The organism is Ruegeria sp. CDSC025 (genome assembly GCF_059610805.1).
Window position 1 is genome coordinate 483940 of record NZ_JBXWOJ010000001.1, and the last position, 24427, is coordinate 508366.

The following is a 24427-nucleotide window of genomic DNA, read 5'->3' on the forward strand; positions in this document are numbered from 1 at the left end:
TTGACTGCATCAAACCAACAATTTCGAAAATGATGGCCATGATCGACATCAACCGTGGCATATGTGTTCAGATCAGCCAAGCAAATGGCCAAAGGCGCGTCAATCGAACTATTCTTTGACGTAGGGAAAGACCGCCTGTTTCGGCGGTCTTTCTAATTCTTACTGACCAGTCAACAGGGCCTGAAGTTCCTGAATTTTCAGCGCGATTGTTGCAGGTGAGGCTTTGATATCATCGAGAATACCAACCGCTTTTACCTTCAGTTCTTCTGCCAGTGTGCTTTCCTGAACTGAGGCCACCATGGCGTCATAGTCAAAGTTATCAACACTCATAGCGCCGCTCTCAACCCAGGAATTCAGCAGCTCTTGCCCCTGGTTGGTGAGGGCAGCGACCTCTTCTCCAGCCTGATCGACCAGCTCAGTCGCTGTTTCACCAGCTTGAGTGGCTAGGTCAGACGCGGCTTCGCTGGACTGTTCGACGATTTCAGCCGCCTGTTCCGTAACGGAAGACGCAGCTTCGCCAGCCTGTTCAGTAACCGATTCTACGGCTTCGGACACGGCGTTTCCGGTTTCTTCAGCGGCGGCTTGCGGCTGTTCGACCGGAGCGGCAGGTTGATTCAGATAGTAATAGATTGCGGCGCCAACGCCGGCGACGACGACCCCTAGCAAGATTATACGCGACATGGGATTCTCCTTTGAAATATGTGTCGCCGAGATGGGGGGAAACTAGCGGACTGGAAAGGGGAATTCGTGGAACATCCTCTCAGAACAAGGGATTGAGCCAGTGTACGCCGATCTGGGCCGATCCCATGGCAATAACACGCCAACGTTGAACAACCAGTGGCCGAGATGCCATTCTTGTCAACCAACCCACAGGGTCGCACAAATGCCTGTTCGACAGGGAAGCACAGAGGCTAAGAATTCTCGTAGGAAGGCGCGCAAAGCGAATAAGGCGACAAAGACCTGCATTTCAGGTGCTTGAGCTAAATTCCGGAAAGCTGGTTGCCAATCATGCGCTGAATGGCTGATGGCGGAGAGACAGGGATTCGAACCCTGGGTGGGCTTGCACCCACAACGGTTTTCGAGACCGCCCCGTTCGACCACTCCGGCACCTCTCCGCGGGGGTCTGTGAGGGGGGGATTTAGTGATGAACACCCGGGGGTGCAAGCAGAAAGTTTCATAATTTATCAATCCCAGGATTTTCCGTTGCCAGATGCCGCAAAACCCCTAGGCTTCTGTACATGAGACATTTTACGCACCACATGACCACCGCCCTTTCGCTGTTTCTTTTCACAGTATTCATGTTGCCAATCCCGGCATCCGCTGCCGGGCGCGATAGGATCGAGGCATTCTTGACCACGACCGGTTTCGACGTTGCCCTTGAAAGTATTGCTCTGGCCTCGGCCTCGGCACCTCAGATGCTGGGTTTTGACCCCGATGGATTCGGGTCGGACTGGGCGCGGCTGACCGAAGAAGTTTTCGATACCAAAGACATGCATGAAACTGCAGTTTCGATTTTAGAGCAGACGCTCAGCGATCAGGCGCTGAATCACGCGGTAGAATTCTATGCATCAGATCTGGGTCAACGACTGGTCTCTGCTGAAAACGCTTCCCATCTGATCGAGGATGACGAAGCGAAACAACAGCAGGGGCAAGAGATAGTCGCTCAACTTGTCCGCGAAGGCTCTCAACGTGTTGAGAGTCTAAAAAGGATGAACACTGCCATCGACTCAAGCGGTACTTCTTTGCGCGCCCTTCAGGAAATACAAATCCGGTTCCTCCTCGCCGCCAGCGCTTCAGGTGTGATCGAACTACAGTTGGATGCAGATGAATTGCGCGCAATGATGAAACAGAACGAAACCGGGATGCGACAGGCCTTACAGCTCTCCGCACTTGCCGGTGCTGCTTATACCTATCAGGATTTCTCGGATGCGGATGTCATCACCTATGTCGAAGCGTTGGAACAGCCTCTAATGCAGGAAGTCTACGAACTTTTGAACGCCATTCAGTATGAGATAATGGCTATGAAATTCGAAGTCTTGGCAACCAAAATGGCCGAGCTTCACCCCGCACAGGACATCTGATGCGCATTCTGATCGTTTTTGCCCTGATCTTCTGGGCCACATCATCCGGCGCCGTGGAAAAAGCGGATCGGCTGGCGCAGGCAATGCGTCTGGAGAACCTGATCGAAATCCTCCTGTCCGAAGGCGGAAAGATGAGCCAAGAGATGGACGCCACTTTGTTGGATGGCAACGGTGGCGCTCTGTTCGAAACTCGGGTCGAGGCGATTTATGATCCCGATTGGATGTATGATCAGTTGGTCCAGGGATTCCGGCAAAGCCTGGATGAAGTGCATTTGGAACGCGCCATCGCCTTTTTTGAAAGCGATCTTGGCCAGACCATCGTTTCCCTTGAGAATTCCGCACGGCTTGCATTTGTTGATCCGGCAATCGAAGACTTGGCAAAACAGGCCTATTTCGAAAACACCAAAGACAGCATGCAGTTCAAACTGGTCGAAGAGTACATACTGGCCAACGACCTGATCAAACAGAACGTGCGGAGCGCTTTGAGCGCGGATTACAACTTTTTCAGGGGGATAAATGACGGCCAGGTTCTCGATGACAGCGACCTTCTGGACAACCTTCTGCTGCAAAAGGACGGGATCGAGCAAGAGACAGAAACCTGGCTGTATTCCTTTCTGTTGATGGCCTATAACCCTCTGAGCAACGCCCAGATGCGCAAGAACATCGCGTTTTCTCGAACGGATACAGGGCAAGCGCTGAACAGCTCACTGTTCGAAAGCTTCGACAGTATGTATGATCAGATCTATTACGATCTGGGAAAGGCGGTTGCGGCTGTCTTACAGGGCTCTGATCTTTAGTCGCCATTTCATGTTGACTTTCCTCTGCAATCTTTGGATAAGCGCCCATCCCGGCCGGAATCTCCGCGCCGGGTATCGTTATTATTGACCCAAGGGGCTGATCCATGGGTCATTCACACAGCCCGAAAAGGGCGCGCTGTTCGAGGTGGCTGAGGCCGAAAACACCCGCAAGGGGACCACAGAACGCGGGTTAGACAAAGGAAAGACGCATGTTTGCGGTCCTCAAGACTGGCGGCAAGCAGTACAAGGTTCAGGCGGGTGATATCCTCCGCGTTGAAAAATTGGCTGCCGACGCAGGTGAAAAAGTTCAATTCAACGATGTTCTGATGCTGGGCGGTGACGCTCCGGTTGTTGGTGCACCGTTTGTCGATGGTGCAGCCGTTCAGGCCGACGTGATCGAACAGATCAAGGGTGACAAGGTCATCAACTTCGTCAAGCGCCGTCGTAAGCACAGCTCGAAGCGTACCGTTGGCCACCGTCAGAAGCTGACCCTGGTCAAGATCACCGACATCCTGTCGTCGGGCGCTGACAAGTCGGGCATCAAAGCTGCAACCGGTTCTGCACCGGCTGGCGAAGCTGCCCCAGTGGCAAAAAAGCCCGCCAAAAAAGCTGAAGCAAAAGCAGAGGCGCCTGCCGCTGTTGCTGCTGCAGACGATCTGACCGCGCTGAACGGTGTCGGCCCAGCCGCTGCCAAAAAGCTGAACGAGGCCGGTATCGAGAGCTTTGCCGCTCTGGCCGCCTTGTCGGACGAGCAGATTGCTGCTATCGAAACGGTCAAAGTGAAACCCGAATGGGTTGAGCAGGCCAAAGAGCTTGCTAAAGGCTAAGGAGAGAGAGAATGGCACATAAAAAAGCTGGCGGTTCCTCCCGTAACGGTCGCGACTCAGCTGGTCGCCGCCTTGGCGTGAAACTGTATGGTGGCCAGGCCGCCATTTCAGGCAACATCATCGTGCGTCAGCGCGGCACCAAGTTCTGGCCGGGCGAAGGCGTAGGCATTGGCAAAGATCACACCATCTTTGCAACTGTTGATGGCGCTGTGAAGTTCCACAAAGGCCTCAAAAACCGCACCTTTATTTCGGTCCTGCCAGTGGCGGAGGCCGCAGAGTAAGCCGAAACCCATAAGGTTTGAAAATTCTTGGGGGACCGGCAGAAAATGCCGGTCCCTTTTCTCGTTTTAACGCAGGTTCGATCAAACAGTCCGATGACAGTCGCAACCACCAGTTTCCTGATCTTTGCCGCCAGTCAGGTCGGCACGCCGGGACCGGCCAATATGGTCCTGCTGGGAACCGGTGCGCGTTACGGGTTTCGGGCAGCGCTGCCTTTTGTGGGCGGCGTCATTCTGGGCAAGCAGCTAATCATCTGGCCGGTGGGCTTTGGATTGCTGCAATTGGCGGATCAGGCGCCGGCGGTGTTTGCTGTTCTGAAATACGCCTCGGCGGCCTATATCATGTGGCTGGCCTGGAAGATCGCCAACACGCGGCTGTCCCGGCAAGAGGCTGATGGCGCAGCGCCAGGGTTTCTGGCCGGATTGATTGTTCATCCGCTCAATCCCAAGGCCTGGGCCATGATCGTTGCGGGGTTCACGGGGTTTGTCGCCGTCGGAACACCAACTTTTGAGGCAACGCTCGCAATCGCGGCTTGTTTGTTGATTTGTCAGGTGATTCTTCACCCAATCTGGACATTTGCCGGGGATAGAATTGCCCACGCGGTTGAAGGTCGGCCGATGGAAAAATATCTGATGTGGACGTTAGCAGGTCTCACTGTTGCGTCTGTACTTTTTGTGTTGTTCGGAGGAGGAACGCACCTATGAAACTTGAGACGATCATAAACCAGCCGGTCATAGAAACCGAGCGGTTCGATCTGCGCCCTCTGCGCCGGTCGGATCTGGGTCTCATCGAACATTATGCCGGAGATGAGCGGGTTGCGCGTATGACGACAAGGATTGCGCACCCTTTGCCGCCCGGCGCGGTTGAGGCCTTTGTGACCCGGTCCATGGCCGAAGACCGCAGCGAGGATGTCTGGGCGATGGACGCGACCAAGGATGGCGGTCCGGAGCTGATAGGCCTGATCTCGCTGGAACGCCTGGATCGCAACCAATCCGAGGTCGGCTATTGGGTGGCTCCTGTCTATTGGAACACCGGGATCGCATCTCTGGCGGTCGAAGCACTGGTTGTCGCCAATCCGCTTGAAAACACGTCGATGTTCGCCAGCGTATTTCAGGACAATCCAGCCTCAGCCAGGGTGCTGACGCATTGTGGTTTCGAATACCTGGGTGATGCCGAAATCTATTCAGTGGCGCGTGATGCGAACGTGCCCACTTGGACATACAGTAATAAACTCTGACTTGTGGCCGGTAGGGCCTTTGCAGTAGGGGACAGTCATGAAATTTCTCGATCTTGCAAAGGTCTACATCCGGTCCGGGACCGGCGGTGGCGGCTGCGTCAGTTTTCGGCGCGAAAAGTACATTGAATACGGCGGTCCCGATGGCGGCGACGGCGGTAAAGGTGGCTCTGTCTGGGTCGAAGTTGTGGATGGGTTGAATACCCTGATCGACTTTCGCTACCAGCAGCATTTCTTTGCCAAGAACGGTCAGCCTGGCCGAGGGCAGCAGCGCACCGGAAAAGATGGTGATGACATCATTCTGCGCGTCCCGGTCGGCACTGAGATCCTGGACGAAGACGAAGAAACGGTCATCTGCGATCTGACAGAGGTGGGCCAAAGGGTCCTACTGGCCAAGGGCGGCAATGGCGGTTTTGGCAACCTGCACTTCAAATCGGCCACTAACCAAGCTCCTCGTCGGGCAAATCCGGGTCAGGCAGGTATCGACCGCACGATCTGGCTGCGCCTGAAACTGATTGCCGATGTCGGCCTGTTGGGGATGCCTAATGCCGGCAAATCGACCTTTCTTGCTGCGACATCGAACGCACGCCCCAAAATTGCCGATTACCCCTTTACCACCTTGCACCCCAATTTGGGCGTGGTGGGTGTCGACAATGTGGAATTCGTGGTGGCCGACATCCCCGGTCTGATCGAGGGCGCACATGAAGGACGCGGGATCGGAGACCGCTTTCTGGGCCATGTCGAACGCTGCGCGGTATTGCTGCATTTAGTTGATGGCACCTCGGAAAGTGTGGCCGAAGACTATCGCACGATCATTCACGAGCTTGAAGCCTATGGTGGTGAGTTGGCCGATAAGCCTCGCATCACCGTCTTGAACAAGGTCGACGCCCTGGATGACGAGGAACGCGAACTAGCCAAGACCGAGCTTGAAGAGGCCGTCGGAGGCTCCGTAATGGCAATGTCTGGTGTGGCACATCTGGGTGTAACCGACGTCCTGCGGGCTTTGCGCGGTCGGATAGACGATGACCGCGTGCGCCAGAAACCCGCCGAGGAGGAACTGCCTTGGCAACCCTGACCGCAGCCAAACGCCTCGTGGTCAAGATCGGATCCGCCTTGCTGGTGGATCGGAACACAGGGTTGCTGCGATCTGATTGGTTACATTCGCTTGCTCAGGACGTCGCATGGCTAAAGGGGCAGGGGACCGACGTCATTCTGGTCTCATCGGGGTCAATCGCATTGGGGCGTGGCGTTTTGGGTCTGCCCCTGGCCACGCTTCCGTTGGAACAGTCTCAAGCCGCCGCCGCTGTCGGGCAAATCCGGCTGGCCCGCGCCTATGAAGAAGCGCTGACGCCTCACAACATTACCACTGCACAAGTGCTCGTCACGCTGGAGGATAGCGCGGATCGTCGCCGCTATCTGAATTCACGCGCCACCTTGGAAACGCTGCTGGGGCTTGGAGTCGTTCCGATTGTCAACGAAAACGATACAGTGGCAACGGATGAGATACGATATGGCGACAATGATCGTCTGGCCGCTCAGATCGCCGTCACAGTTGGTGCGGATCAGCTGATCCTGCTGTCAGATGTTGATGGGTTCTATTCGGCCAATCCAAATGAGGATGCCTCGGCCAGGCGGTATGACGTCATCGAAGACATCACGCCCGAGATTGAGGCGATGGCGGGTGATGCCGGTTCCGGCCTATCAAAGGGCGGGATGAAGACCAAACTGTTGGCGGGAAAAATGGCCACGGCTGCTGGTTGCGACATGGCGATCACCGAAGGTTCCCCTCTGAACCCGTTGAAAACGCTTGAAAACGGCGCGAACTGCACATGGTTCATCGCGACTGTTGATCCGCATGCCGCACGCAAACGCTGGATTTCAGCGATGAAACCCCGGGGTGAGATCGTTGTAGACGCGGGGGCCGCGCGGGCGCTGAGCAATGGCAAAAGCCTGTTGCCAGCAGGAATAGTCGAAGTGTCCGGAGATTTCGGGCGCGGTGATCCTGTTTCGATCATGGACCCACAGGCGCGACGGCTTGCGCAGGGGCTCAGCCGCTATACCGCGCAAGAAGCAGACGCTATCAAGGGGCGCAAATCGACCGAGATCGAAGCCACTCTAGGCTATCCTGGCCGCGCGGTATTGATCCACCGCGATGATCTGGCTGTTTAATAAATTGACTGAAAGGCACCTGAGATGAAGGATTTCGACAGCATCCCCGACCTGATGACCGATCTTGGGAAACGCGCCAAGGCCGCCGCTGCCGAGCTGGCATTTGCAAGCGCCGAGCGTAAACACGCAGCCCTGATTGGGGCCGCCGAGGCTGTTTGGGCCAATCGTGAAAAGATCATTGCGGCCAATAAGAAAGATATGGAATTTGGGCGCGACAAAGGGTTGAGCCCGGCGATGATGGATCGCCTGATGCTGGATGAGGCCCGCATTCAGGGCATGGTCGACGGGCTGCGCGCCGTTGCAGAGCAGGCCGATCCTGTTGGTGAGGTTCTGACCGAATGGGACATGCCCTCGGGCCTGAACATTCAGCGCGTGCGCACGCCTCTGGGCGTGATCGGCGTGATCTATGAGAGCCGCCCGAATGTCACGGCGGATGCGGGGGCGTTGTGCCTGAAATCCGGGAACGCGGTCATCCTGCGCGGTGGATCAGAAGGCTTTCATTCCTCGTCAGCCATCCATGCCTGTTTGGTTCAGGGTCTGAAATCGGCGAACCTGCCCGAGGATGCCGTTCAGCTTATCCCAACCCGCGACCGGGCGGCGGTTCAGGAACTGCTGACCATGACCGATTATGTCGACGTAATCGTTCCCCGTGGGGGCAAAGGGCTGGTCGGGCTAGTCCAGCGCGAGGCCCGGGTCCCGGTATTTGCCCATCTGGAAGGCATTGTGCATATCTATATCGACAAGGCCGCTGACCCCCAAAAGACGCTGGAGGTGGTTTTGAACGCCAAAACCCGTCGTACCGGAATCTGCGGTGCTGCCGAATGTCTGCTGATCCATCAGGATATCGCTGAAACGCTGGGACGGGATGTCATATCGGCGCTGATGGCCGCAGGTGTCGAAGTGCACGCCGAAGGTACTTTGGCCGTTGATGGCACTATCGCGGCCACTTCTGATGATTGGGGCAAAGAGTTTCTGGATAGTATCATCGCGGCCAAGCCGGTGACTGATATCGACGCCGCCATTGCTCATATCCGCAGGTTTGGGTCGAACCATACCGATTGCATCATGACCGAGGATCCCGCTGCAGCTGCCCGGTTCTTTGAACGGCTTGATAGCGCGATCCTGATGCATAACGCCTCAACCCAATTCGCCGATGGCGGTGAGTTTGGCATGGGGGCCGAGATTGGCATCGCCACCGGAAAGATGCACGCGCGCGGCCCCGTAGGGGCGGCTCAACTGACCAGTTTTCAGTATCTGGTGCGCGGTTCAGGGACTGTTCGGTCTTAGAACCGGATTTCGACGCGGGTTGAGGCCGTATCGGTCGCGACCCGCCGTCCCATCGACGATGCGGATTCAGGCAGCAGCGCAAATTGAACCTGCGCCGGGGTGACCTTGTTGGTAAACTGTCCGCTGGGCAGGTTCTTCCATAGCTCGGCTTCCAGCTTCATTTTGTCCGCGGTCCCTGTCACAGACCAGTTCTTCCCATCGTTTACGATCGTTACATCCCCGCCAAATGGCATCGCGCTTTCGCAGCACATCAACGCCAGAAAGGCCAGTTTCACCTGATTACGCGGCACCGCTTCGGTCAGGTTCCAGTTGACACGAACACGACCTGCGCGTTCGACATCATTCAACAGCTCTAAAACCTCGGCCCGCCCAAGGGGATGATGGCTGGCCGACCCAAAAGCGACCCTGAAAAAGCGGATGCGTGCGCCGGCGCTGCCGACACTTCCCGCGATCAGTTCCATCTCGGGGCCTTGCACCGCGCCAACCATTTCAAGCAGCTCCAAGCCGTTGGTGATCGCCCCGATCGGGCTGATCAGATCGTGGCAGATCCGCGAGCCGATCAGTTCGGCCAGGTTGACGTCCAAGTCGCTCATGCGTACCTCCTGCTGTATCTGCCGCCGGACCGGAGCCCCTTGATGACAGATCTGAATGCCATTCTCGCACCGGGCATGTATGTCCGCCACCCCGATTTCCCCGATTGGGGCATTGGACAGGTACAATCCAACATCGCAGGTAAGATCACCGTAAACTTCCGCGAGCAGGGAAAAGTGGTAATCGACGGGACACGCATCGCCCTGATGCCGGTCTTTGATCCGTGAAACTGGTTTAAGAAAGGTTAACGTTTGATCGAAGCGCTCTATGTTGCCATTCCCCTGAAACCTGCGGTATCAGCGCGGAAACAATACGGAACCTCTGATGCCGGACGCAGGCCCTTCTTTCACCGTCAAACTCGCCGAAAATGACACCGAATTGCGGGCTGCACAGCGGTTACGCTATGACGTGTTCATACGTGAACTGGGCGGCGGTGGGGAAATGGTCGACCACGATGCCGGGCTGGAGCGTGACAGGTTCGATCCCTATTTCGATCATATGTTGGCGGTTGACGATCAATCTGGCAAAGTTGTTGGCGTTTACAGGCTGTTACCAGGTGATCGTGCTTCTGAAATCGGACAGTTCTATTCCGAAGATGAATACGATCTTTCCATCTTGAAACAAGGCGGACGCAAGCTGTTGGAGTTGGGACGTTCATGTCTACATCCCGATTATCGCGGCGGCACAGCAATGTATCACCTGTGGAACGGGTTGGCCGCCTATGTTGCCGAGCGCGAGATCGAGGTCTTGTTCGGCGTCGCCAGTTTCCACGGCACCGATCCTCAAGCTCTGGCTCAGCCTTTGTCCATGTTACATCACAATCACCTTGCGCCTCCGGACCTTCGGGTTCGGGCTCAGCCCGAAGTGTTCCAGCCCATGGATATGCTGGATAGCGATAAATTGGATCGGCGCGCAGCGATGGTGCAGGTTCCAGCACTGATAAAAGCATACCTGCGTCTCGGCGGGTTTGTGGGCGAGGGTGCCTTTATCGACCATATGTTCAATACCACCGATGTTTGCCTTATCCTCGACACGGCGCGGATGAATGAGCGACAACGGCGCATCTATGGCGGAGCGTAACGTGATGAGTGACGCCTCATGGCACAGTGAAGACGCACCTGACCCAATCAATCTGGGGGTCTGCGGATGGCTATTGGTCTTCCTTCGGGGTTTACCACTTGCTGTATTTGTATTCAGCGGGCTGATTGTCCTGCTGATCCTTCGCATGATCGAGCGCCCGCTCTATGGGGTTCACCGTCCGGTCACGCCCTTCATCACGCAGTTCGTATGCCGTAATGCGTTCCGGATTCTCGGGATTAGCTACCGTACAACCGGCGAGCTTATGACCCAGCGTGGTGCGGTTGTTGCGAACCATTCCTCGTGGCTTGATATTTTTGCGCTGAATGCCCGTAAAAGAATCTATTTTGTCTCGAAGGCCGAGGTAGCCAAATGGCCCGGTATAGGCTGGCTGGCGCGAGCGACAGGTACTGTTTTCATCGAGCGCGACCGCAAGAAGGCACGCGAACAGACACTTCTGTTTCAGGAGCGCCTGACAGCCGGTCACAAGCTGCTGTTTTTTCCAGAGGGCACGTCGACCGACGGTTTGCGGATTTTACCATTTAAAACAACACTTTTTGCGGCATTCTTCACCGAAGATCTACGCGATTTCATGTATGTTCAACCGGTGTCGGTCGTTTACCATGCACCTAAGGGTGAGCCTGACCGGTTTTATGGCTGGTGGGGTGACATGGATTTTGCGCCGCATCTGTTAAAGACTTTGGGAGCGCGTCGCCAAGGTGGCGTAGAGCTAATCTATCATTCGCCAGCCAAGGTCAGCGACTTTGAAAACCGAAAAGCCCTGGCCGCCTATTGCGAAGATACCGTGCGTCAGGCGCACAGCCTTGCGCGGCTTGAAAAATAGGGCGATTGGCCCTTGCACTGCCTGAAAACCTGCCGTATACGCGCGCTATTCAAACCCGCAGGCGGGGTTTGGGCTTTATAGGGGAGACATCCTTATCTGGCCCGCCGGTTGGAGCATCCGCTTCTTTCACCCCCGCCGAGGCGTAAACCGGAAAAAGGAAATAAAGCATGGCTCTTCCCGAGTTCTCCATGCGTCAGCTGTTGGAAGCTGGCGTTCACTTTGGTCACCAGACACAGCGTTGGAATCCCCGCATGGGCCCGTTCATCTACGGCTCGCGCAATGGCATCCACATCATGGACCTGACCCAGACCGTTCCTATGCTGGACCAGGCTCTGCAGGCTGTTCGTGACACTGTTGCCAAGGGCGGCCGCATTCTGTTCGTAGGCACCAAGCGTCAGGCCGCAGGCCCAATCGCCGAAGCAGCTGAAAAGTCAGCCCAGTACTACATGAACCACCGCTGGCTGGGCGGCACCCTGACCAACTGGAAAACCGTTTCCCAGTCGATCAACCGTCTGAACCAGATTGACGAAGCCATGGAATCGGGCGCCGAAGGCCTGACCAAGAAAGAGCGTCTGGGCATGGAACGTGACCAGGGCAAACTGCAGGCTTCGTTGGGCGGTATCCGCGAAATGGGCGGCGTCCCGGATCTGCTGTTCGTCATCGACGTCAAAAAAGAAGCACTGGCCATAGCCGAAGCCAACAAGCTGGGTATCCCAGTCGTGGCAGTTGTCGACACCAACTGCTCGCCCGATGGTGTGGATTACATCATTCCTGGCAACGATGACGCAGCCCGCGCGATCTCGCTGTACTGCGATCTGGCAGCACGTGCCGCTCTGGACGGCATGACCGCTCAGATGGGTGCAGCAGGCGTTGATCTTGGCGCATTCGAAGAAGCACCGGTTGAAGAAGTCGTTGCGGAAGAAGCACCCGCAGCAGCAGAAACACCTGCCGAAGCGTAAGCTGCCCGTCACGTAAATGACATCTGGGGCAGGGTATGACCTGCCCCAATTCCGTTTGAATTGAGGAGAGCCAAAAGATGGCAATCACAGCAGCAATGGTAAAAGAACTGCGCGACACCACTGGCGCAGGCATGATGGACGCGAAAAAAGCGCTGACCGAAACCGGCGGCAACATGGACGAAGCCGTTGATTGGCTGCGCACCAAAGGCTTGGCCAAAGCGGCCAAGAAATCGGGTCGTACCGCGGCGGAAGGTCTGGTTGCCGTTCACGTAAACGGCAACAATGGTGTTGCAGTTGAAGTGAACTCGGAAACCGACTTCGTCGGGAAAAACGCCGAATTCCAGGAAATGGTTGGTAAGATCGCATATGCCGCAGAAGGCGTCGACAATGTCGAAGCTCTGCTGGCAGCTGATCTGGGTGGCAAAACCGTTGCGGAAACGCTGACCGACAAGATCGCCACCATCGGTGAGAACATGTCGGTGCGCCGTATGTCAAAACTGTCGGGCGACACTGTTGTATCTTACGTCCATAACGCAGCCACCAACGGCATGGGCAAGATCGGCGTTCTGGTCGCTCTGACCGGCGGTGACGAAGCCATCGGCAAGCAGATTGCGATGCATATCGCGGCTGTGAACCCGGCAGCTCTGTCCGAGGCAGACATGGACCCGGCGATCGTCGAAAAAGAAAAGCAGGTCCAGATGGACATCGCGCGCGAATCCGGCAAGCCGGAGCAGGTCATCGAAAAGATGATCGTTGGTCGCATGAAGAAGTTCGTCGCTGAATCGACCCTGTTGAACCAGCAGTTCGTTGTAAACCCTGACCTGACCGTTGAGGCCGCTGCCAAAGAAGCAGGCGCGACTGTCACCGGATTCGTGCGTCTGGAAGTTGGCGAAGGCATCGTTGTCGAAAAAGAAGACTTTGCTGCTGAAGTTGCAAAAGCAGTTCAGGGCTAAGCATCACAGGCCCTGAACAGGGCCTGTATCGATCAGAGAAACCGGGTACGCCATGCGTATCCGGTTTTTCTTTGCCCTTAGTGTAGAAATGATGCCAAGAAACGAAAAAGGACGCCGAAAGCGTCCACAAGTTAAACCTAGTTTGAATGAGGGGCCCCGCAAAGATGGGGATGGACGAGGCCCCCCAAAATTCCGACAAAGAGACGCGGACAAATAGGCGCCCTATTGTCAGAGCGATCGGAGAGCTTTGTTATTGCAAAGATCCGACCAAATGTTCCCAGGCTAAAGCCACCACTCACGGAACAATACCACTTTGCAACTTTAGCGTTAGATTCGGAAAGTCATGTTTTCCTTACCCTAGGTAAATTGACGCATATTCGCGTCACTCCCTGAGTCAAACCCCAACGATGAACATCTGATTTTGAAGAGATGCTTTCAAAACTGCCTGCGCCGTTGTCTCGACTACGAGGGCCTCGCGCGCCAGACGCAGATGCTTTTCGACAGTGGCCGAAGTCAGCCCCATCAGAATCGCAATGTCCTGAGTTGTTTTGCCGTCGCCGACCCACTCAAGCGCCTCACGCTGACGTTTTGTCAGGGCGCGATTTGGTGCGTTATAGGGCAGGGTGAGGATTTTCAGATGAGCAACGTTGTTCATCAGAAGAATATCCTGGCCAAATTCCTCCCAGACAGCGTCCACATCGTCTTGTGTACGCGATCCATGCGCTGAAAGCGAAATTGCCCCTTTCGACCGAACCGAAACCGAGTCGAAACTGACCGTATAGCCGGCGACGACACCTTTGGTTTTGTTGAACTCGATGACGTCTCGCTCTTTTGCGGTCAGGGTGCCATCAGTCATCAGATCCTGGGCGATCCTCCAGCTTGCGGCCCCTTCATTATGCAAAGCCCATTTCAGCATCGGAGCATGGAAATACAACCCGCCTCCCAGAAACCCATCCAGGTAATCTTTGCTGTGATTGGTCAGGATTACAAAATCCTCGGGATCCCCCAGCGACGTTTCGGTGCGATATCGCGTATATCCGTACAGCAAACGATCGAACCCATATTCTGCCATTTGCCGGCAATGGGCATCCCAGAGCTCTTCCAGGGTTTTGGTATAGCTGAGGAAATTCAGATACTCAGAAAGCTTCATAGCGATCATTCACCCTGTAAATGGGACCGCAACGCATCCAGCGCCAGCACATATCCCTGCGGACCCAATCCGCAAATCATGCCTACTGCCACACGTGAGATATAGGATCGGTGTCGAAACTCCTCACGCGCGTGGATATTGGACAAATGAACCTCGATGACCGGCAGCTCAACCGATGCGATTGCGTCCATCAGGGCAATCGAGCTGTGCGTATAAGCACCTGCGTTCAAAACAATGCCATCCTGCACACCTTTGGCGGCATGAATGGCATCAATCAACGCGCCTTCGTGGTTGGATTGGAAATGGATCACTTCCATCCCGATAGACTTACCGTGGTCGAGGCACATATCCTCGACCATTTGCAGCGTTGTGCTTCCGTAAACCTCGGGCTGTCGCGTGCCCAGCAGATTGAGGTTCGGACCATTCAGAATAAGAGCTTTATGCATTGTTATACTGTCCCCATAACAAGGTTCTTAAACGTGAACAGGTAGAGATGTCCACCGAACCTGGATCATGCGTCAGAACCGCGGCCTATTGGACACGAGGCTGAAGTTTCAGATATTGGCTGGCTATGCCATGGTCACGACAATTTTCCCAAGGGCCTTTCGGCTGGCCAGAAGGTCTAGCGCCTTTTGGGCTTGATCCAGAGGGAATTGCGCACTGATCTGTGGTTTGATCTGCCCTTTGGCGTATAACCCGAACAAATCTTTCATGTTTTTGCCATGTCCCTTCGGGTCGCGAAACACCGAGGCGCCCCAGAAAACACCGACAATCTGACAACCCTTAAGCAGAGGGAGGTTCAATGGTATCTGAGAGATTCCGGCTGGGAAACCGACGACCAGGAACCGCCCCTTCCACCCCAAGCTGCGCAGCGCTGGCTCTGAATAGGCACCGCCAACGGCATCGTAGACGACATCAACGCCCTGACTACCGGCTAAGGCCTTGATGCCCGATCCAAAGGCCTTTTGCGCCTGTTTGTCCATGTCGCGCGCGTAAATGATCGTTTCGTCCGCCCCGATCTGACGACAGAAATCTGCTTTGTCTTGCGATGAGACTGCCGCAATAACCCGAGCCCCCATGGCATTGGCTAGCTCAATCGCAGCCGTACCAACTCCGCCTGCTGCACCCAGAATCAGGACCGTTTCCCCTTGTTGCAGCGCAGCGCGGTCCTTCAGGGCGTGATATGCGGTGCCATAGGTGAAGATAAAGCTCGCCGCGTCCTCAAATGGCATTGAGCTCGGGAATTTAACAGCTGTCGCCGCTTTGACCGCCAGATGTGTGGCAAAACCTCCGTGTCCGGTCAGGGCCAGCACACGGTCGCCAACGTTAAAGCCCGAAACACCTTCGCCTAGCCCGATAACCTCGCCAGCGATTTCACCTCCGGGGGCAAACGGTCTTGGTGGCTTTATCTGATACAGGTCGCGTATCATCAGTGTATCCGGGAAATTTACGCCTGCGGCCCGCACGCGAACAAGCAATTCGCCCTTGCCCGGCGACGGATCGGGCAGGGTGGTCAGTTCCAATGTCTCCGGCCCGCCCGGAGCGACGCTGAGTAAGGCTTGCATGTTTACGCTAATGTCCCTGTTATTCGGTAAGGAAGAACTTTTGGCCTACTGTTCTGAGTTGTCAAGAAACCACCCGGCACAACCGGGTTAGGCGTTACCCTTGACCGACAAATGAGACAGTTTGCCAAAATCAAAAACCGAGGAGCAGGTCATGACCCCCGAAACTCTTTTCTCATTGCAGGGCAAAACCGCTCTGGTCACGGGTGGGGCCACCGGAATTGGCCGAATGGCGGCCGAGGCGCTGGTCCGGGCGGGTGCACGTGTACTGTTGGCGTCTCGTAAAGGCGACGCGTGCGAGGCGGTCGCGGCCGAATTGAACGCACTGGACGCCACAGGAACCGCCGAAGGGTTTGCCGGTGATGTCGGATCAAAAGAGGGTGTCGACAATCTGGTGGCCGAAGTGCTCAAGCGCACGGACCGGCTGGATATCCTCATGAACAATGCCGGTGTTTCCTGGGGCGCACCGATGGGTCAGTTTCCCTACGAAGCCTGGGAAAAAGTCATGTCGATCAATGTGACAGGAATCTTCGAACTGACCCAAAAACTGTTGCCGATTCTGATGTCTTCCGGGACTGCCGAAGATCCATCCCGCATCGTCAATGTTGGATCGGTTATGGGCGAAGTTCCTATGGGCGACGGTGCGTATAGCTACTCTGCCTCAAAGGCGGCTGTGCTGCATCTGACCAAAATCATGGCCAAAGAACTAGCTCCGCATCACATCACCGTCAATGCGCTGGCGCCTGGACCCTTTGTCTCTCGGATGACGGCCTTTGCCACATCTGACGAAGGGACGCGCAAAAAAGTCGGCGAATCCGTACCCTTGGGTCGCGTTGGACGTGACGAGGATATCGCAGGCTGTATGCTGTTCCTGTGCGGCCTTGGCGGCAGCTATGTCACAGGCGCGGTGATCCCGGTTTCGGGCGGGATCAATGTTGTCACCGCCGGCAACATCTTTGCTGAAGCACTCTGAAGCATCGGCCAAAGGGAGCCACAAAATGGACAGCGCAATTCTGGATCTGAAACGCGTCGATGCCTATCTCGGCACGCATCTCAAAGGGTATCGGGGTCCGTTGGAGGCGAAAAAATTCGAGGTTGGCCAATCAAACCCAACTTTTGAGTTAAAAACGCCTGAGAATTCCTATGTCCTGCGCCGCAAGCCGCCGGGAGTGTTGCTGAAATCCGCCCATGCCGTTGACCGTGAGTTCAGGGTTCAAAGTGCTCTGGCCGAAAGCGATGTGCCGGTGCCAAAAATGTTGCTGCTTTGCGAGGATGATGACGTCATCGGGTCGGCGTTTTATGTGATGGAGCATCTCGACGGCAGGACGTTCCTTGAACCCACAATGCTTGGCGAAAGAACCGAAACCCGCACGGCAATTATCGACGAGATGAACCGCGTTCTGGCGGCGCTGCATAAGGTCGATATCGATTCGGTTGGCCTGTCCGACTATGGCCCGCCGGGAAGCTATTTTGAGCGTCAGATCGGGCGGTGGACGAAACAATTTCGGGCGTCCGAAACCACTCAGATTCCGGATATGGATGCCTTGATCGAGGCTTTGACCAACGCAACCCCCAAGGATGATGGTCAGAGAACACTGGTTCACGGCGATTACCGCATCGACAATCTGATGTTCGAAAAGCAGGGCACACGCTGTCTGGGCGTACTGGATTGGGAATTGTCGACAATCGGGCATCCCTTTGCCGATCTCGCAGCCGTTATCATGCAATGGCAGATGCCACCTGGAAAAGAGGGGCGGGGTCTGGCTGGCATAGACCGGTCCTCGCTCGGCCTGCCATCCGATCAGGCTTTCATTGATCAATACTGCGAGCGCCGCGACCTGCCCGGAATTGATAACTTTGGGTTCTATCTGGCGTTCAATTTCTTCCGAATGGCCGCGATCTTGCAGGGTGTTTATAAGCGGGCGCTTGACGGAAACGCCTCTGATCCGAAAAGAGCTCATATTTTTGGTAGTTACGTTCCTAAGTTTGCACAACGAGGGCTGACTGCATTGGGCTGAGGGTGAAACCACCTAGGGCGTATGAAATTTCGACAATTCGAGCTCAAGGTTGGCCAGGCTGTTTTTGCCAAAGAACATCTCAGTACCTACAAACATGCTGGGGACACCGAAAACACCTCGCTTGACCATAGCCTTGGTTTGGTTTTTCAGGTTTTGCTTTACGTTCAGATTGGTCATGGCCTCGCGCAGTTTTCGTATAGGCAAGCCGTTATCCTGAAGAATGTCGCAAAGGACACCCAGATCATCCACTTTTTGGCCGTGCACCCAAATAGCATCAAATATGGACGCTATATATCTGTTTTCCCATGATTTACCGGATGCTAACAAAGCCCCGCGCATGGCGAATTTGGTGTTCATCGGGAAATGTGGGCTCATATGAAAGCTCAACCCACGGTGACGCGCAAAGCGATGGAGATCGCGGGTCAAATAGGCCGTCTTCTGCCGGTTCTCTGAAAAAGCCTTAAACGGGCTTTGGTTATTGGTGGCTTTGAAAACAGTGGCCAGCAGAACCGGAACATATGTAACACCGACTTCGTGCTTTGCGGCGATATCAGATATCATCTTCTGCGCGAGGAAGGCGTTCGGACTGCAAAAATCATAAACAAATTCTATATGTTGCGGCATATTTCTCCTCCATCAGGCGAGAGTCGAACCGGACACGAATCTATCTGCGACCACATTAGCAGGCAAAACCCTTTTGGCGTACAGGGACATCGTTGGATTGAGGTGATTTAGCTGTCCTTTTTCCGCTTAACCCCGCAATATCCGGGAAAGATACGTTAATTTCTCAAAGTTGAGCACACACAGATGAAGTTCGAACAAGCCCGGCTAGATCGTATTTGCGATTGGATGCAATCCTATGTGGATGATCGCAAATATGCCGGAAGCTCATTCTTGATGATGCATCAGGGCAGGGAGGTTCTGTTTCATTCCTGCGGGCTTAGAAGCGTTGAGAACAATCTGCCATTCGAGCGGGATACCCTCGTTCGCATCTATTCGATGACCAAGCCGATAACCACTGCGGCCCTGATGATCCTTGTCGAACGAGGTGAGGTTCACCTCGGCGCTCAAGTGTCTGAATATATATCTGATTTCACCGCAGCACAGGCGCTGGTACCCGGCGCCACAAGGTTGGATCAGACCGAACCTGCACCAGCACCAACGCTTCATCAGCTGCTGACCCATACAAGTGGCCTGAGCTATCCTTTCAACCCCGGCATCCTGGCTGCGGCAATGGACGAACTTGATCTTGTTTTCGGCCCTAAAGAAGGGTCTTTGGCCGAAAGAGTATCTTTGCTGTCCACTTTGCCTTTCGCCTTTCAGCCGGGAACGCGATGGGAGTATTCGGTAGGGATAGACGTTATTGGTCGCGTGATAGAAGTTATTTCTGGCCAATCTCTGGAGCAATTCCTTGCGGAAGAGATTTTCAATCCTCTTGGCATGTCCCAGACCGGGTTCAGGGTTCCGGCGGGAGCAGGGGATCGGTTTGCCTCGCTCTATACGCCTTTGGCGGGCAATGCGATGGCGCTAAACGAAGCCCGTACGGGTGAGCAGACATTGCGTCTGGTCGACAATGCCGAAGCATCGCCCTTTGAATCGGCAACAATGTGCTCTGGGGGCGGAGGGTTGGTTTCAACCATTGATGACTTTGCTAGATTTTCAGAGATGCTCCGAATTCGCGGAAGGTTCGGTGATCAACAGATTCTTGCACCAAAAACTGTAGAATTCATGCTTCACAACCACTTACCCGGCGATATTGCCTCGATGGGACCGCAGAGTTTTGCGGAACAACCCATGGAGGGCATGGGCTTTGGCCTTGGTGGCGCTGTCGTCATTAACCCCGGCAGAACCTGTGTTCCGGGCAGCATGGGGGATTTCAGCTGGGGTGGTATGGCATCGACCTTCTTTTGGGTTGATCGTCAGAACGAATTTACAGCGATCTTTTTTACCCAACTGTCACCATCCAGCTCTTATCCCTCCCGCGCAGAATTGAAGGCGCTCACCCTCGGGTCAATCATTGAATGACATTCGGCGCGCTGATACCCATTCGCCAAGATTAATCGGAGTACCGCACATGACCGAAGCAGAGAAAGTTCTTCTGGATCTTCTGGACGTTGAAAGACTGGAAGTGGACCTGTTTCGGGGAACAGGGTCGGGCGGCGAAACACCTATGCGAATTTTCGGCGGTCAGGTCATCGCACAAGCACTAGCCGCCGCATATCGCACCGTCGACAACCGCCTGTGTCATTCCCTGCACGCCTATTTCATCCGCCCGGGCGACCCAAGCATTCCCGTAATATATCAAGTTGATAGGGCCCGTGACGGAGGTTCGTTCACGACGCGCCGTGTGGTTGCAATTCAGCATGGTAAGCAGATTTTAAACATGTCCGCCTCATTCCACATTCAGGACGAAGGTTGGGATCATCAGCACGACATGCCTGAGATGGAAACGCCCGAATCCTACCCATCGCGATCAGAGCTCAAGAAGAAATATCTGGACAAAGTACCGCCCAGCTTTCGCGGAGAACTAACACGCGAGCGCCCGATCGAAGTCCGCGAGGTCGGCCATCTGGATCCTTTCAACCCAGAGAAATCGGATGACCGCAACCAGATCTGGTTCCGGATGGGGGCCGCGGCCAATGCCGATGCGGTCACGCAGCATCTGTTGCTGGCCTATGCTTCAGATATGTATCTCATGAGCTCGGGAATGCGCCCGCACGGCCTAAGCTGGTTTACTGGTGAGGTGAACGGCGCCAGCCTGGACCATGCGATTTGGTTTCACGCGCCGCTCAAGTTCGAGAATTGGCATCTGTATTCCATGGATTCGCCATGGAGCGGACGAGGGCGTAACTTCAACCGTGGATCAATCTATTCCGAAGATGGCGTTCTGGTCGCATCAGTTGCCCAGGAAGGCCTGATGAGGCGCCCTCAGAACAGAAGTTAAGTCTCTTCAATAAATATTTGATTTAACTTCTGCATTCCAGAAATCCACCTGTCATAATCTCCGGATTTATGGCGAATGTAGTCCAGAACCTGTGGATGCGGCAGTACCAGAAATTGCTCAGAAAATATTGCCTTTACGCAAGCCTCGGCAACATCTTCAGGTTCCAACATTCCGTCAATCGAAGCCACGGAAGTTTCGTGCCCGCGCGTCATATCGGACCGTACGGCCTGTGGGCAAAGTACCGAGACCCGCAAACCTTTATGCCCGTATGTAAGCGACAACCATTCAGCAAATCCAACTGCTGCGTGCTTTGTGACGCCGTATGGCGCAGCACCTGGCTGGTTCAGCAATCCCGCAGCAGACGCCGTGGTCATGATGTAGCCTTCGCCACGGTCCAGCATTCTGGGCACCAAATGCCGCGCGGTCCAAACATGGGACATCACGTTGATTTTCCAGATACGATCCCAGTCTTCATCCGGAACCTCCAAGCCACCAATCGTCAATATCCCGGCATTTGCACAATACAGATCGATAGGGCCAATCAAGCTTTCTACAGCTTCGATCAACTCGGCTGTATTAGCCTCAAGCGAAACATCACAATGGAATGAATGGCCGCCAATCTCTTTTGCGACAGCGTCTGCGCCGGTTTTGTTGATATCAGCGCAGGCAACCGTGGCACCTTCACGAGCAAATCGCTGTGCCAAACCTTTTCCGATGCCATCAGCGGCACCGGTCACAACAACGATCTTTCCGTTCAATTCCATTCGATCCTCATGATGTGGTAGGTGTCAGGAACAGATCGTAAGGTATTGTGAGGATTTGAAAAGTTTCCCAAGCGCATTGGCATTAATTTAACATAATACCAATTACACGAATTCTGGAAACTTAGTAAAACGCCTGCAATCCCGTCTGTGCACGCCCCAGGATCAACGCGTGAACATCATGCGTCCCCTCGTAGGTGTTGACCGTTTCTAGGTTCACCATATGTCGGATGACCTGAAACTCTAGCGAAATGCCGTTGCCGCCGTGCATGTCACGCGCATGACGTGAAATATCCAGGGCTTTGCCGCAATTGTTGCGCTTAATGATCGATATCATCTCGGGCGCGGCTTCGGCCTTGTCCATCAGTCGCCCGACACGCAGGCTTGCCTGAAGACCCAGAGCAATTTCTGTCTGCATATCCGCCAATTTGCGCTGGAAAAGCTGCGTCTGCGCCAATGGCTTGTCAAATTGTTTCCGGTCCAACCCATATTGGCGCGCCGCATGCCAACAGCTTTCGGCAGCGCCCATAACACCCCAGCTGATTCCGTAGCGTGCGCGGTTAAGACATCCAAACGGGCCTTTCAGGCCCTGAACATGAGGCAGCAAAGCATCCTCGGTGACTTCGACACCCTCCAGCACAATTTCACCGGTGATCGAGGCGCGTAGGCTCAGCTTGTTCTGGATTTTCGGCGCGCTCAGACCTTTGAGGCCTTTTTCAAGGACAAAACCACGGATCTTTCCGTCATGTGCATCAGATTTGGCCCAAACAACAAACACATCCGCAATCGGGGCGTTCGATATCCACATCTTGCTGCCAGATAGACGATATCCACCGTCGATCTTTTCCGCACGCGTTTTCATACCTGCCGGATCAGAGCCCGCATCAGGTTCGGTCAGACCAAAACATCCGATCCATTCGCCGCTGGCCAGTTTCGGAAGGTATTTCCGGCGCTGCTCCTCGCTGCCATAGGCATAGATCGGATACATCACCAACGAGCTTTGTACAGACATCATCGAGCGATAGCCCGAATCCACGCGTTCCACTTCTCGGGCGACAAGGCCGTAAGAGACATATCCGCCCCCTAGCCCGCCGTATTCTTCCGGGATCGTAGTGCCCAGCAGACCCATTTCACCCATTTCACGAAAAATCTCGGGGTCAGTTTCTTCGTTCTGAAATGCTTCTGTCACCCGCGGCTGAAGCTTTTCCTGCGCATAGGCTTGCGCACTGGCCGCAATCATACGTTCGTCTTCGTCTAGCTGGTCTGACAGGCGGAACGGATCATCCCAGGCGAACTGGCCCATGTCAGGCACATCTTTGGCGCGTAATGTCGGCTTGGTGTCAGGGGCATTCATGGTGCGTCTCCGCTTTGTCAGCTTCGCGGCAAACTAACCCGTCGGCTCACCAAAAAACAGTAAGAGTTTCGCATCCACCCTTGAGTAAAACTCATAGCTTGCAGCCACCTGCCCCACGCGTTCAACCCAGCGCGTATCCCGCACCACGAACAGTGCGAACCGGATCATCTCCACCATACTGCGTTAGTGCTTTGCGTAAGCGGCCGATATGAACGTCGACCGTTCGTGTATCGACATAAATATCCCGCCCCCAGACGCGATCCAATAGCTGTTCTCGGCTCCAGACGCGGCCCGGCTTTTCCATGAATGTGCTCAGCAAGCGAAATTCGGTTGGGCCAAGCTTTAGTGGTTTGCTGTCGCGGCTGACCTTATGAGTTTCAGAATCCAAAACGATGTCTGCGAATTCCAGCCTAATTCCTACAGTCGCAGGCCGGACACGCCGCAACTGGGTGCGTACCCGGGCCATAAGCTCGACAATCGAATAGGGTTTGACCACATAGTCATCAGCCCCGGTTTCCAGACCTCGCACTTTGTCGATTTCTTCCGACCGGGCCGACAGCATGATAATTGGGATCGATCGCGTGTCGGAGCGGGTTTTCAGCCGGCGGCAAACCTCGATCCCGCTGAGATTGGGCATCATCCAGTCCAGTACGATAATGTCCGGACTGTCTTCATCGACCAGCAACATGGCCTCTTCACCATTGGCTGCTTTGGATACGCGAAAACCTTCTGCCTCGAGATTATAGGCCAGGACTTCGCGCTGAGCCGGCTCATCCTCGACAACCAGAACGGTCGGTTGATCAGCGGACATTCTCAAATCTCCTAGACGGATTGCGATGTAAAATCGGCTTTGGGACGCGCTTCTGTCGGGCGCTCTCCGGTCACCAGATAAACGACCTGCTCGGCAATCGCCGTCACATGATCGCCCATACGTTCTATATTCTTGGCGATGAAATGCAGGTGCATACAGGATGAGATGTTGCGTGGGTCTTCTGCCATGAAAGTCAGGAATTCTCGGAACAGACCATTATACATCTGGTCGACTTCCTCATCACGTTCGATGACATCCGCCGCCAGCTCAGCGTCGCGCTGGACATAGGCGTCCAAAGCGTCCCTGAGCATCCGCTCGACCTCACGTGCCATACGTCGCAAGGCGGCGGCACTGCCATTGATCTCACTGGTATTGACCAGGACGGTCGTGCGTTTGGCTATGTTCTTTGAATAGTCGCCGATGCGTTCCAGGTTGGCGGAAACCTTCAATACCGATAGGACCAGACGAAGATCGCTTGCTGTTGGCGCACGCAGCGCGATCAAACGCGCAGTTTCTTCATTGATCAGCTCTTCCAACGCATCAATGGCCTTGTCGCCCTGACGCACCTCTTGCGCGAGTTCGACATCGCGCGACTCAAGCGACCGTGCCGCGCTCATGATTGCGGCTTCGACGAGGCCGCCCATTTTCATGATATGCGCCTGAATGGCTTCCAGATCCCGGTCGAAGGCGGATGCGATATGTTGTTCTGTCATCTCTGAATACCTATGT

Annotated in this window: 28 protein-coding genes and 1 tRNA gene; 18 read left to right on the forward strand and 11 right to left on the reverse strand. The window is 54.9% G+C overall.

Features of this window, described 5'->3' with window-relative positions; genetic code table 11:
* Nucleotides 1-159 precede the first annotated feature (159 nt).
* Complete coding sequence (locus AC2FH8_RS02415; protein ID WP_496688070.1) at nucleotides 160-681, reverse strand: hypothetical protein; 522 nt, start codon at nucleotides 679-681, stop codon at nucleotides 160-162.
* Nucleotides 682-1025: 344 nt separating this feature from the next.
* A tRNA-Ser gene (locus AC2FH8_RS02420) sits at nucleotides 1026-1115 on the reverse strand.
* A 144-nt stretch (nucleotides 1116-1259) separates the two neighbouring features.
* On the opposite strand from AC2FH8_RS02420, the gene AC2FH8_RS02425 reads away from it, so the two are divergent.
* From AC2FH8_RS02425 to AC2FH8_RS02465, 9 genes are all read left to right on the forward strand, one after another.
* Complete coding sequence (locus AC2FH8_RS02425; protein WP_271948056.1) at nucleotides 1260-2081, forward strand: DUF2059 domain-containing protein; 822 nt, start codon at nucleotides 1260-1262, stop codon at nucleotides 2079-2081.
* Nucleotides 2081-2878, forward strand: a complete 798-nt coding sequence (locus AC2FH8_RS02430) for a DUF2059 domain-containing protein (RefSeq protein WP_281994622.1) — start codon at nucleotides 2081-2083, stop codon at nucleotides 2876-2878. The genes AC2FH8_RS02425 and AC2FH8_RS02430 overlap by 1 nt, the downstream gene beginning before the upstream one ends.
* Before the next feature lie 209 nt (nucleotides 2879-3087).
* Nucleotides 3088-3705 (forward strand): 50S ribosomal protein L21, encoded by a 618-nt coding sequence (locus tag AC2FH8_RS02435; RefSeq protein WP_496688073.1) that lies wholly within the window; start codon nucleotides 3088-3090, stop codon nucleotides 3703-3705.
* A gap of 11 nt (nucleotides 3706-3716) precedes the next feature.
* On the forward strand, nucleotides 3717-3986 hold the full coding sequence (rpmA, locus tag AC2FH8_RS02440) for a 50S ribosomal protein L27 (protein ID WP_120635433.1): 270 nt from the start codon (nucleotides 3717-3719) through the stop codon (nucleotides 3984-3986).
* Nucleotides 3987-4079: 93 nt separating this feature from the next.
* Nucleotides 4080-4688: a LysE family translocator gene (locus AC2FH8_RS02445; RefSeq protein WP_496688076.1), complete on the forward strand. Its 609-nt coding sequence runs from the start codon at nucleotides 4080-4082 to the stop codon at nucleotides 4686-4688.
* Nucleotides 4685-5221: a GNAT family N-acetyltransferase gene (locus tag AC2FH8_RS02450; RefSeq protein WP_496688078.1), complete on the forward strand. Its 537-nt coding sequence runs from the start codon at nucleotides 4685-4687 to the stop codon at nucleotides 5219-5221. The genes AC2FH8_RS02445 and AC2FH8_RS02450 overlap by 4 nt, the downstream gene beginning before the upstream one ends.
* A 37-nt stretch (nucleotides 5222-5258) precedes the next feature.
* The gene (gene obgE, locus AC2FH8_RS02455) at nucleotides 5259-6293 is read left to right on the forward strand and encodes a GTPase ObgE (RefSeq protein WP_496688080.1); all 1035 of its coding nucleotides are present in this window, start codon (nucleotides 5259-5261) and stop codon (nucleotides 6291-6293) included.
* Entirely contained in the window at nucleotides 6281-7387 is a 1107-nt protein-coding gene (gene proB, locus AC2FH8_RS02460; RefSeq protein WP_496688083.1) for a glutamate 5-kinase, read from the forward strand. The genes obgE and proB overlap by 13 nt, the downstream gene beginning before the upstream one ends.
* A gap of 24 nt (nucleotides 7388-7411) precedes the next feature.
* A complete protein-coding gene (locus AC2FH8_RS02465; protein WP_496688086.1) occupies nucleotides 7412-8674 on the forward strand; it encodes a glutamate-5-semialdehyde dehydrogenase in 1263 nt (420 codons plus the stop codon).
* On the opposite strand, the gene AC2FH8_RS02470 is transcribed toward AC2FH8_RS02465, so the two are convergent.
* Nucleotides 8671-9267 (reverse strand): histidine phosphotransferase family protein, encoded by a 597-nt coding sequence (locus AC2FH8_RS02470; RefSeq protein ID WP_142633826.1) that lies wholly within the window; start codon nucleotides 9265-9267, stop codon nucleotides 8671-8673. The genes AC2FH8_RS02465 and AC2FH8_RS02470 overlap by 4 nt on opposite strands.
* 42 nt (nucleotides 9268-9309) lie before the next feature.
* On the opposite strand from AC2FH8_RS02470, the gene AC2FH8_RS02475 reads away from it, so the two are divergent.
* From AC2FH8_RS02475 to tsf, 5 genes are all read left to right on the forward strand, one after another.
* Nucleotides 9310-9492, forward strand: a complete 183-nt coding sequence (locus AC2FH8_RS02475; protein WP_271947102.1) for a DUF3553 domain-containing protein — start codon at nucleotides 9310-9312, stop codon at nucleotides 9490-9492.
* 97 nt (nucleotides 9493-9589) lie between these two features.
* Entirely contained in the window at nucleotides 9590-10345 is a 756-nt protein-coding gene (olsB, locus tag AC2FH8_RS02480) for an L-ornithine N(alpha)-acyltransferase (RefSeq protein WP_496688091.1), read from the forward strand.
* 4 nt (nucleotides 10346-10349) lie between these two features.
* On the forward strand, nucleotides 10350-11186 hold the full coding sequence (gene olsA, locus AC2FH8_RS02485; RefSeq protein ID WP_271948058.1) for a lyso-ornithine lipid O-acyltransferase: 837 nt from the start codon (nucleotides 10350-10352) through the stop codon (nucleotides 11184-11186).
* Nucleotides 11187-11353: 167 nt separating this feature from the next.
* Nucleotides 11354-12145, forward strand: coding sequence for a 30S ribosomal protein S2 (gene rpsB, locus AC2FH8_RS02490; RefSeq protein WP_142633821.1), 792 nt, complete (start codon nucleotides 11354-11356; stop codon nucleotides 12143-12145).
* Nucleotides 12146-12222: 77 nt separating this feature from the next.
* Entirely contained in the window at nucleotides 12223-13098 is an 876-nt protein-coding gene (gene tsf, locus AC2FH8_RS02495) for a translation elongation factor Ts (RefSeq protein WP_142633819.1), read from the forward strand.
* Between the two features lie 394 nt (nucleotides 13099-13492).
* Here the strand turns inward: tsf and AC2FH8_RS02500 are convergent, their stop codons facing one another.
* From AC2FH8_RS02500 to AC2FH8_RS02510, 3 genes are all read right to left on the reverse strand, one after another.
* On the reverse strand, nucleotides 13493-14248 hold the full coding sequence (locus AC2FH8_RS02500; RefSeq protein WP_142633818.1) for a LuxR family transcriptional regulator: 756 nt from the start codon (nucleotides 14246-14248) through the stop codon (nucleotides 13493-13495).
* A gap of 5 nt (nucleotides 14249-14253) precedes the next feature.
* A complete protein-coding gene (gene aroQ / locus AC2FH8_RS02505) occupies nucleotides 14254-14694 on the reverse strand; it encodes a type II 3-dehydroquinate dehydratase (RefSeq protein ID WP_142633816.1) in 441 nt (146 codons plus the stop codon).
* A gap of 123 nt (nucleotides 14695-14817) precedes the next feature.
* The gene (locus tag AC2FH8_RS02510) at nucleotides 14818-15813 is read right to left on the reverse strand and encodes an NADPH:quinone oxidoreductase family protein (RefSeq protein ID WP_496688094.1); all 996 of its coding nucleotides are present in this window, start codon (nucleotides 15811-15813) and stop codon (nucleotides 14818-14820) included.
* Nucleotides 15814-15964: 151 nt separating this feature from the next.
* Between AC2FH8_RS02510 and AC2FH8_RS02515 the strand changes: the two genes are divergently transcribed.
* Nucleotides 15965-16783 (forward strand): SDR family NAD(P)-dependent oxidoreductase, encoded by an 819-nt coding sequence (locus tag AC2FH8_RS02515; protein ID WP_496688097.1) that lies wholly within the window; start codon nucleotides 15965-15967, stop codon nucleotides 16781-16783.
* A 25-nt stretch (nucleotides 16784-16808) separates the two neighbouring features.
* Nucleotides 16809-17828: a phosphotransferase family protein gene (locus AC2FH8_RS02520; protein ID WP_496688100.1), complete on the forward strand. Its 1020-nt coding sequence runs from the start codon at nucleotides 16809-16811 to the stop codon at nucleotides 17826-17828.
* 12 nt (nucleotides 17829-17840) lie between these two features.
* Here the strand turns inward: AC2FH8_RS02520 and AC2FH8_RS02525 are convergent, their stop codons facing one another.
* Nucleotides 17841-18452, reverse strand: coding sequence for a 2-hydroxychromene-2-carboxylate isomerase (locus AC2FH8_RS02525; protein WP_496688103.1), 612 nt, complete (start codon nucleotides 18450-18452; stop codon nucleotides 17841-17843).
* A gap of 183 nt (nucleotides 18453-18635) precedes the next feature.
* On the opposite strand from AC2FH8_RS02525, the gene AC2FH8_RS02530 reads away from it, so the two are divergent.
* Nucleotides 18636-19853 (forward strand): serine hydrolase domain-containing protein, encoded by a 1218-nt coding sequence (locus tag AC2FH8_RS02530; protein WP_496688105.1) that lies wholly within the window; start codon nucleotides 18636-18638, stop codon nucleotides 19851-19853.
* 49 nt (nucleotides 19854-19902) lie between these two features.
* Complete coding sequence (locus AC2FH8_RS02535; protein WP_496688107.1) at nucleotides 19903-20772, forward strand: acyl-CoA thioesterase; 870 nt, start codon at nucleotides 19903-19905, stop codon at nucleotides 20770-20772.
* Here the strand turns inward: AC2FH8_RS02535 and AC2FH8_RS02540 are convergent.
* The 4 genes from AC2FH8_RS02540 to phoU all read right to left on the reverse strand — a co-directional run bounded on the left by AC2FH8_RS02540 (nucleotide 20769) and on the right by phoU (nucleotide 24411).
* Entirely contained in the window at nucleotides 20769-21536 is a 768-nt protein-coding gene (locus tag AC2FH8_RS02540; protein ID WP_142633802.1) for an SDR family oxidoreductase, read from the reverse strand. The genes AC2FH8_RS02535 and AC2FH8_RS02540 overlap by 4 nt on opposite strands.
* Nucleotides 21537-21657: 121 nt before the next feature.
* Nucleotides 21658-22887 (reverse strand): acyl-CoA dehydrogenase, encoded by a 1230-nt coding sequence (locus AC2FH8_RS02545; protein ID WP_271947124.1) that lies wholly within the window; start codon nucleotides 22885-22887, stop codon nucleotides 21658-21660.
* A 121-nt stretch (nucleotides 22888-23008) separates the two neighbouring features.
* Nucleotides 23009-23698, reverse strand: a complete 690-nt coding sequence (gene phoB / locus AC2FH8_RS02550; protein ID WP_142633798.1) for a phosphate regulon transcriptional regulator PhoB — start codon at nucleotides 23696-23698, stop codon at nucleotides 23009-23011.
* A gap of 11 nt (nucleotides 23699-23709) precedes the next feature.
* Entirely contained in the window at nucleotides 23710-24411 is a 702-nt protein-coding gene (phoU, locus tag AC2FH8_RS02555; protein WP_271947126.1) for a phosphate signaling complex protein PhoU, read from the reverse strand.
* Nucleotides 24412-24427 lie beyond the last annotated feature (16 nt).